The organism is Alcanivorax sp. HI0044 (genome assembly GCF_001634945.1).
Genome location: NZ_LWEZ01001869.1, coordinates 21,680 through 28,483 on the forward strand (window position 1 = coordinate 21,680; position 6,804 = coordinate 28,483).

Here is a 6,804-nt window from a genome sequence, read left to right on the forward strand (position 1 = left end):
TCGTCTCCGTTAAAACGCGTCGCTGACACGGGTGTGTGGCTTCATCTTGAAGTCGTCCGGCTCTACCTGCTCCGGCTTCCACGCACGGATGGCCCAGATGAACAACCCGATCAGGAAGAAAGCACTCGGCGGCAGCAGCATCATGCCGTTGGTCATGTACCAGCCACCCTCAGACACCTTGGGCAGAATTTGATGACCGAACAGGCTACCGGCACCCAGCAATTCACGGGTAAAACCGAGGCCCAACAGGATCGCGGAGTAGCCCAGGCCATTGCCCACACCATCCAGGAAAGACGGGAGCGGTGGATTCTTCATGGCAAAGGCTTCCGCACGGCCCATCACGATACAGTTGGTGATGATCAACCCCACGAACACCGACAGCTGCTTGGAAATGCTGTAGGCGTACGCCTTAAGAAACTGATCCACCACGATTACCAGTGACGCAATAATGGTCATCTGCACGATGATCCGAATGCTGGAAGGAATGCTGTTGCGAATCGAGCTTACGAAGAAGTTCGAGAACGCGGTTACTGCGGTCAATGCGATACACATGGTGACCGTAGTACTCAGGTTGCTGGTTACCGCCAGCGCGGAACAGATACCCAGGATCTGCAGCGCGATGGGGTTATTGTCGAAAATCGGACCTAACAGAATGTCCTTGGTTTTCTCCGCCATTACGCGTCTCCTTCCGGCTGCTCGCTGGATTCAACGGCATCGGTGGCTTGAGCCACATCACCGCCACCTTGCTGCATGCGCTTCAGGTAGGGGCCAAAGCCGTTCTCGCCGACCCAGAAGCGAAGCAGGTTGCTGACACCCTTGCTGGTCAGGGTAGCACCGGCCAGGCCGTCTACCTTATGTTCAGCATTCGGGGTGTTGCTTTCCACCGTACCCTTGATGACCTGAATTTCCACTTCGCCCTGATCACCGTACAGCTTCTTGCCTTCCCAAAGGGCCTTCCATTTGGGGTTATCCACTTCACCGCCCAGGCCAGGGGTTTCGCCGTGCTCATAAAAACCCAGACCAGCCACGGTGTTGGCATCCGGCTCCAGCGCCAGGAAACCATAGAGGGTGGACCACAGGCCATAACCGTGAACCGGCAGGATGATACGGCTCAGTTCGCCATTATCACCACGGGCCAGGTATACCTCGGCCACGTCCGCCTGGTTCTTGATACCGGCAATGTCCACGTCGCCACTAAGGCGCTCGGACTGGGCCGGGTCCTTGGCGGCGGTACGCTGATCATAGCTTTCCGGCATCTCTACATAGTCACCGCTTTCGATGTCGACAAACTTGCGCTCGATGGACTTGAACTGCTCGTTCACGTCCTGGCTAGCGTCGTACATGCCGGCGGCAAGCAGGATGTTCATGCGCTTGTCGATCAGCTTGTTTTCGTTCTGTACCGGGCGCAGGCTCACGGCGGCGGTAGCAACCACCACACCGCAGACCACGCACACCAGGAAGGCAACCAGCAGGGTCTTGCTGACGCTTTCATTTTTTCCAGCCATTACACTTCTCCCCCGGTACGACGCAGACGACGGCGAATGTTTGACTGAGTGACAAAGTAGTCAATCAGCGGCGCACACAGGTTACCGAACAGAATTGCCAGCATGATGCCTTCCGGGAAGGCCGGGTTGATGACCCGGATCAGGACGGTCATCACACCAATCAGGGCACCGAAGATGTATTTACCGGTGTTGGTCATGGACGCAGACACAGGATCGGTAGCCATGAAAATCATGCCGAAGGCGAAACCGCCCACGCTCAGGTGCCAGTACCACGGCATGCCAAACATGGCGTTGGTCTCGGACCCGATAACGTTGAACAGCGCAGACATGCCCACCATGCCCAGGAACACGCCCAGCACAATGCGCCAGGAAGCGATCTTGGTCATCAACAGGGCCGCGCCACCGATCAGGATAGCCAGAGTGGACGTCTCACCGATGCTGCCCTGGATGTTACCCAGGAAGGTATTCATCCAGCTCAGGCTGGCGGTCGCCGCCGCCGCACCTTCAGTCAGGGCGTTACCGGTCAGGCCAGCCGCGTAGTTCAGGCTGCCAGAAGCAGCCAGAGACAGGGAGGTAGCGCCGGAGAAGTTATCCACGGCGGTCCAGACTGCATCACCGGACATCTGCGCCGGGTAGGCAAAGTACAGGAACGCACGGCCAACCAATGCCGGGTTGAGGAAGTTCTTGCCGGTTCCCCCGAACACTTCCTTGCCGATAACGACACCAAAGGAAATCCCCAGGAAAACCTGCCACAGCGGAATGGACGGCGGCAGAATCAGGGTGAACAGAATACCGGTCACGAAGAAGCCTTCGTTAACCTCATGGCCACGCTTCCACGCGAACAGGCCTTCCCAAATGAAACCACCCAGGTAGACGGTAATCAGAATAGGAATATAGTAGACCGCACCATGCAACACGTTGGCCCAGATACTGGCCGGATCAAACCCGGTCAGCGCTGCCACCAGGTCACTGCGCCAGCCGGCCAGCGGGCTGGCACCGAGCTCGGCAATCTGCAGGTTGGCCTGATAACCGGTGTTCCACAGACCGAACAGGATCGCCGGGAAGGTGCAGAACCACACCGTCATCATGATCCGCTTCAGGTCGAGACCATCACGCACGTGGGCCGCGGAACGGGTCACCGAATCCGGGGTGTAGAGCATGGTGTCGAACATTTCGTAGAAGGTGTAATACTTCTCGAATTTGCCACCCTCATGGAAATGGGGGGACACTTTATCATCCAGAAACTTTCTCATACCCATGCTCAGCCCTCCGCCTCAATCGTGGTCAGGTTGTCGCGCAGAATCGGACCGTATTCATATTTGCCCGGGCACACGAAAGTGCACAGGGACAGGTCTTCTTCCAGCAACTCCAGGGCACCGAGGGCCGTGGCGCTGTCGGTATCACCAACGACCAATGCGCGCAGCAGCTGCGTCGGCAGAATGTCCAGCGGCATCACTTCTTCATAGGCCCCCACCGGCACCATGGCACGCTCGGAGCCATTGGTGGTGGTGGTGAAATTGAAGCGCTTGCCCGGCATCAGCTTGGACAGGTAGATGTTCATCACCGAAAAACGGTTGGTGCCGGGTGAGATGTAACCCAGCAGCTCGCGTTCATGGCCTTCACGCAGGGCCGTCAGCTGGCTGGTGGTGCGGCTCAACCAGGCCACCGGACCACGGGCGTTGTGGCCGTTCAACACAGAGCCGGATACCAGGCGGTTATCGCCACTTTTCAGCTCGCCCTGAACGAAATCGTCCACGCTGGCACCAACACGGGTGCGCAGGGCACGCGGTGTTTTTGCCTGCGGGCCGGTCAGCGCAACCACACGGGCGGAGCTGATCTTGCCGTCGGTGAACAGGTTGCCAATGGCAATCACGTCCTGATAACCCACGGACCAGACGGTTTTCTTCAGGCCCACCGGATCCAGGTGATGAATGTGGGTGCCCACATTGCCTGCCGGGTGCTTGCCCGCAAACGCTTCTTCACGCACCTGGCCACCGGCAAAGCTCGGCAGGTCCGTATTCGGACCACGACACACCCATACCGGGCCGTCCGTCAAGCGGCTCAGCACCGCCAGACCATTGCGGAAAGCCTGTTCGTTTTCCTTGATCACCACCGCCGGGTCCAGCGCCAGGGGGTTGGTATCGAGAATGGAAACGAAAACGGAATTGGGGGTACTGCCCGGTGCGGGCACCTTGCCGAACGGGCGGGTGCGCAGCAAGGTCCACTCACCGGAATCTACCAGCTGTTGCTGTACCGTTTCGCGGTCCAGAGAAGCCAGCTGTTCGGCAGAGTGAGAGACGAAGGTGACTTCTTCTTCCTGGTCTGCCACTTCAATCACCACGGATTGAAGCACGCGCTTGTGACCACGATTGATCGCAATCACCTTGCCGGCAGCAGGAGCGGTGTATTTCACACCCTCGGTTTTCTTGTCCGTGAAGATCAGCTGGCCTTTCTTGACCACGTCTCCCTCGCGGACTTCCATAGTGGGTTTCATCCCCACATAGTCACCGCCGAGCACGGCAACAGAACGAACCTGATGACCTTCCTCAATCGTCTGGCGCGGTGCACCAGCGATGGGCAGATCAAGGCCCTTCCTGATTTTAATCATAGTTTCTCGCCCACGTTGCGTGTTGCTGAAGTCGAGGCACACCCCCGGATCGCCCTGAAAAACAGGGAATTACCGGGGATGTTCGCAAATTCCGGAATATGCAATGGATGCCGACAAAAACCCGGCGGGCACATTATAAAGTCGTACCTGCCTGTTCGCCAGCACCGCCAGACCCGCCTTTTGTCGCATGGAACCATCTTGGTGCAACTTAAAAACGGGAAATGCACCGAAAAAAAGCCCGCGGGGCGGGCTTCTTCATTCCGGGGTTCAGTCCTTTGGATACACCGGGAATTCCACCCCGGAGATCTGCTGCAGGATACGCAGCACCTGGCAGCTGTAGCCGAACTCGTTGTCGTACCACACATACAGCACGCAGTGGCGGCCATTCACGATGGTCGCTTCCGCGTCGATCACGGAGGCGTGACGAGAGCCGACGAAATCCGTAGACACGGCATCCGGGCTGCTCACGAAATCCACCTGGCGCTGCAATGGAGAATGCAGACTTACCCAACGCAGGTAATCGTTGAGCTCTTCCAGGGTGGTTTCCTTGCCCAGAGTCAGGTTCAGGATCGCCATGGACACGTTCGGGGTTGGAACGCGGATGGAGTTACCGGTCAGCTTACCGTCCAGATTCGGCAATACCTTGGTGGCCGCAGTGGCTGCACCGGTTTCAGTCAGCACCATGTTCAGGGGTGCAGAACGACCACGACGGGGACCTTTGTGGAAGTTATCCAGCAGGTTCTGGTCGTTGGTGTAGGAGTGTACGGTTTCCACGTGGCCAAACTCGATACCAAACTTGTCTTCCAGCGCTTTCAGCGGCGGAACGATAGCATTGGTGGTGCAGCTGGCAGCAGAAATGATCTTGTCGCTGTCCTGGATCAGATCATTGTTCACGCCGTGAACGATGTTCTTCATGTTGCCCTTGCCCGGCGCCGTCAACATCACGCGGGAAACACCGTTGCACTGCAGGTGCTGGGACAGGCCTTCTTCATCGCGCCACTTGCCGGTGTTATCGATCACCACGGCATTGCTGATGCCGTAAGCGGTGTAATCGATGGACGACGGGTCGCTGGAGTAGATCACCTTGATGAAGTTGCCATTGGCGATGATCGCGTTCTCTTCTTCGTCCACGGCAATGGTGCCGGCGAACGGGCCATGAACGGAGTCACGGCGCAGCAGGCTGGCGCGCTTCTGCAGATCACCCTTGCCAGACTCGCGTACCACAATAGCCTTCAGGCGCAGGCCATCGCCGGAACCGGCTTTTTCGATCAGCAGGCGGGCCAGAATTCGGCCGATACGACCGAAGCCGTACAGCACCACATCGGTACGCTCAGGCATGCCAACCTTGCTGCTCACCGCTTCTGCCAGCTCTTCGCGCACGTAGTCTTCAATAGACAAGCCGCGATTGTCTTTCTTGTACTCCACCGCCAGTTTGCCGATATCAATACGGCAAGGGCCGAGATCCGACTTCACCACTTCCTGAAGAATCGGGAAGGTATCGACCACAGACAGCTCGGAGTCCTCGACCTGCTTGACGAAACGGTGGCTCTTCAGAATCTGGATAACAGACTTGTTGACCAGGGAACGGCTGTACACGGTCGTGGTAACGTTCTTTTCACGATGCAGGCGGCCGATCATGGGGATCATGGCTTCTGCAATCTCTTCGCGGTTTTTCCAGCGTCCGAAATGGTCTTCCAGTTTGCTCACGGAGATGGCCCTCTCAGTTTGGGTTCAGGCGGCGGAAAGCGGCGTCATTGCCCTGCTTCCTGGCCCACCTGCGGTGGTGGAGTTCGGGGCGCGCATAATAGCGCCAAAAAGCGGCTTTATCCACCCGGGTTACGGGGATATTGCGCGCTACAAGCCCAGGGAGCCGGCCCTGTCGGAAACAAACCGCTAATACATCAGCCTTATCATCCCGCAGGCGGTGCCTGCATAGCGGTGGCAACCTGTTCACGCAGCACCGGCACCACCTCGTCGTTAAACCAGGGCCGCTGGCGCAGCCACAGGCGATTGCGGGGGCTGGGATGGGGCAACGGGAAAAACCCCGCCTCCAGCGCCCGGGCAAAATGCCGCACATTGTCGGTGAGGGTTTTACCCCGCTGCGGCAGGTAATAGCGTTGGGCGTACTGCCCCACCAGCAACGTCAGGCGCCGGTTCGGCAACTCCGCCAGCAACCGGTCGTGCCATTGGGGGGCACATTCCGGGCGCGGCGGCAGATCACCGCCCTTTCCGCGCCCCGGGTAGCACAGCCCCATGGGCACAATCGCCACCTGGTCCGCGTCGTAGAACGTTTCAGGGCTGATCTGCAGCCAGTCTCGTAAACGCTCACCGGACGGGTCATTCCAGGGGATACCGGTTTCATGAACACGGGTCCCCGGCGCCTGGCCCACAATCAATAACCGAGCGCCCTCCCCGGCCTGTACCACCGGCCGCGGCCCCAGTGGCAGGTGCGGCTCACACAGCCGGCAAGCGCGTACCTCTTCCAGCAGGTCAATCAGCTGCGTCATTCCGCCGGGCTGTCAGAGGGGTGCAAACGCATCAGCCCTTCCTGGGCCACCGACGCCACCAGAGTGCCGTCCTGGCGGTAGATGGAACCAAAGTTCAGGCCACGGGAACCGCCTGCGAAAGGACTATCACTGCGATACAGCAGCCATTCATCAATACGGAAGTCCTCATGGAACCACATGGCGT

Annotated in this window: 8 protein-coding genes; 1 reads left to right on the top strand and 7 read right to left on the bottom strand. The window is 58.6% G+C overall.

Features of this window, described 5'->3' with window-relative positions; genetic code table 11:
* Positions 1-9 precede the first annotated feature (9 nt).
* From A3730_RS27860 to A3730_RS27880, 5 genes are all read right to left on the bottom strand, one after another.
* Positions 10-675: an NADH:ubiquinone reductase (Na(+)-transporting) subunit D gene (locus A3730_RS27860; protein WP_063518776.1), complete on the bottom strand. Its 666-nt coding sequence runs from the start codon at positions 673-675 to the stop codon at positions 10-12.
* A complete protein-coding gene (locus tag A3730_RS27865; RefSeq protein WP_063518775.1) occupies positions 675-1,505 on the bottom strand; it encodes a Na(+)-translocating NADH-quinone reductase subunit C in 831 nt (276 codons plus the stop codon). The genes A3730_RS27860 and A3730_RS27865 overlap by 1 nt, the downstream gene beginning before the upstream one ends.
* On the bottom strand, positions 1,505-2,764 hold the full coding sequence (locus A3730_RS27870) for an NADH:ubiquinone reductase (Na(+)-transporting) subunit B (protein WP_063518774.1): 1,260 nt from the start codon (positions 2,762-2,764) through the stop codon (positions 1,505-1,507). The genes A3730_RS27865 and A3730_RS27870 overlap by 1 nt, the downstream gene beginning before the upstream one ends.
* 2 nt (positions 2,765-2,766) lie before the next feature.
* Positions 2,767-4,113 (bottom strand): Na(+)-translocating NADH-quinone reductase subunit A, encoded by a 1,347-nt coding sequence (locus tag A3730_RS27875; RefSeq protein ID WP_063518773.1) that lies wholly within the window; start codon positions 4,111-4,113, stop codon positions 2,767-2,769.
* Between the two features lie 267 nt (positions 4,114-4,380).
* Positions 4,381-5,820 (bottom strand): glyceraldehyde-3-phosphate dehydrogenase, encoded by a 1,440-nt coding sequence (locus A3730_RS27880; RefSeq protein ID WP_082872555.1) that lies wholly within the window; start codon positions 5,818-5,820, stop codon positions 4,381-4,383.
* Positions 5,821-5,824: 4 nt separating this feature from the next.
* Here A3730_RS27880 and A3730_RS27885 point away from each other — a divergent pair, with 4 nt between their 5' ends.
* Positions 5,825-6,010 (top strand): hypothetical protein, encoded by a 186-nt coding sequence (locus A3730_RS27885; protein ID WP_063520592.1) that lies wholly within the window; start codon positions 5,825-5,827, stop codon positions 6,008-6,010.
* A gap of 13 nt (positions 6,011-6,023) precedes the next feature.
* On the opposite strand, the gene A3730_RS27890 is transcribed toward A3730_RS27885, so the two are convergent.
* Together A3730_RS27890 and A3730_RS27895 are read right to left on the bottom strand one after the other, a co-directional pair.
* Positions 6,024-6,620 (bottom strand): uracil-DNA glycosylase family protein, encoded by a 597-nt coding sequence (locus tag A3730_RS27890; protein ID WP_063520591.1) that lies wholly within the window; start codon positions 6,618-6,620, stop codon positions 6,024-6,026.
* Positions 6,617-6,804: acyl-CoA thioesterase II (locus tag A3730_RS27895; protein WP_197477704.1), on the bottom strand; the 188-nt coding region annotated here is incomplete at its 5' end. The genes A3730_RS27890 and A3730_RS27895, both read right to left, overlap by 4 nt.

Bases quoted from the DNA above. Each gene is read 5' to 3' on its own strand.
- A3730_RS27860 (WP_063518776.1), bottom strand. From the start codon at position 675: ATGGCGGAGAAAACCAAGGACATTCTGTTAGGTCCGATTTTCGACAAT.
- A3730_RS27865 (WP_063518775.1), bottom strand. From the start codon at position 1,505: ATGGCTGGAAAAAATGAAAGCGTCAGCAAGACCCTGCTGGTTGCCTTC.
- A3730_RS27870 (WP_063518774.1), bottom strand. From the start codon at position 2,764: ATGGGTATGAGAAAGTTTCTGGATGATAAAGTGTCCCCCCATTTCCAT.
- A3730_RS27875 (WP_063518773.1), bottom strand. From the start codon at position 4,113: ATGATTAAAATCAGGAAGGGCCTTGATCTGCCCATCGCTGGTGCACCG.
- A3730_RS27885 (WP_063520592.1), top strand. From the start codon at position 5,825: ATGGCCCTCTCAGTTTGGGTTCAGGCGGCGGAAAGCGGCGTCATTGCC.
- A3730_RS27890 (WP_063520591.1), bottom strand. From the start codon at position 6,620: ATGACGCAGCTGATTGACCTGCTGGAAGAGGTACGCGCTTGCCGGCTG.